At 53.2% G+C, this 1,244-nt stretch carries 2 protein-coding genes; both read right to left on the bottom strand.

Annotation, left to right across the window (positions count from 1 at the left end):
• Nucleotides 1-36: 36 nt before the first annotated feature.
• Entirely contained in the window at nucleotides 37-462 is a 426-nt protein-coding gene (locus tag ACOCD2_RS20575) for a biotin/lipoyl-binding protein (RefSeq protein ID WP_293650225.1), read from the bottom strand.
• 238 nt (nucleotides 463-700) lie between these two features.
• Nucleotides 701-1,144 carry a DUF4426 domain-containing protein gene (locus tag ACOCD2_RS20580; protein ID WP_293650226.1) on the bottom strand — a complete coding sequence of 148 codons (444 nt, stop codon included), beginning with the start codon at nucleotides 1,142-1,144 and terminating at the stop codon, nucleotides 701-703.
• Nucleotides 1,145-1,244 lie beyond the last annotated feature (100 nt).

Consider the following 1,244-nt stretch of genomic DNA (forward strand, 5'->3'; position numbering starts at 1 on the left):
GAGTCGATTTTGGGGACTGGGATGTCCCAAAATCTATCACGAGGCCGAAGACACGCTTGTCAGTCTCTGCAGACGCTGCCAGGTATCATGGGCGGACTTGGCTCTCGCCTGTGCAGCTTCCAGCTCTGCCTTGGCCTTGTCGATTTCTTCCTTGCGGCTGCCTGCCTGCAGTTTTGCCAGCAGTTGCTGCTTCGCTTCCACCTGTGCCTGTGCAACCTGGGACTTGAGCAGTTCCTGGTGCAGCACCGCCAGCAACTGGCCCCGGGTGACGTGTTCACCTTCCTCCACCAGTATGCTGTCCACGTGCTCAGATGCGTTGAAAGTTAGCTGGGCTTCACGAATGTCGATGTTGCCATAGAGAGCCAGCTTCGAGCTGTCGGATGTCTGGGGCTGGTACTTGTACCAGGCGAATATGCCACCACCGATGAGCAGTACCAGGACGAGGGGAATCAGTTTTTTCATGAGAAGAGGATTCTTGTTTTATGGCAGAACGGGAAGACGCCACTCTAGCAACATATGCCCGTGGCGTCTTTGATGTTGGTCACCGGCATTTCCCTGTTATCAAAGAGGAAAGTGCCTGATTACAGTGCCTCATCGTCGCATGTGTTCTTCCTGTCTTCCAGATGACAGACTGGGCTGCGAAAAGCTGGCTGGATCCCGCCGCCCGTGCTTTCACAGGATTTACCGGTCGATCGCCTGTTCAGCGGGTAAAAAACTGTTGCTTCAGGGCGGCGTGGAGTATCTTGCTGTCTCCTGCTGGCTGGGCCTCGATCGTGAAGTCGATAGACTCCTGGTTTTCAACCAGGAACACTCCGATGTAATACACAGCGTTTTCTTCCTTGATTTCGCGCAAAGGAATTCTTCTGATCTGTCCACGAAGATTGTGGGCGGTGACGGATACTCTGGCCTCTACAGGCGTGCCGGTGGTGTTGGGGACATCCTTGATGATGCTGATGTTGATCATTGCCCGGTTGGGGCTGCGGCGGATGTTGTATTGCTTCGCCATTTCCGGCGACAGATCGCTGGTCAGAAAGGCATTGTGGTGAATGGTGTAGCCATCTGCCTTGGTACTGTTTTCGGCGAATGCCGGCAAAGACAGCAGCACTCCCAGGATGGAAAGAAAAAACAGTTTTGTTTTACGCATAATATCCTCCAGTAGCGAACAATGATTTTGCAGTCCGGCGGGGTTTGGCGTCGTTCGATGTGCCCTTATGTATTCGATTTATCCGGAACTTACCTTGTTA

Origin of the sequence: Thiolapillus sp., from assembly GCF_048562965.1 — a bacterium.
Lineage (GTDB): Bacteria > Pseudomonadota > Gammaproteobacteria > Chromatiales > Chromatiaceae > Thiolapillus > Thiolapillus brandeum_A.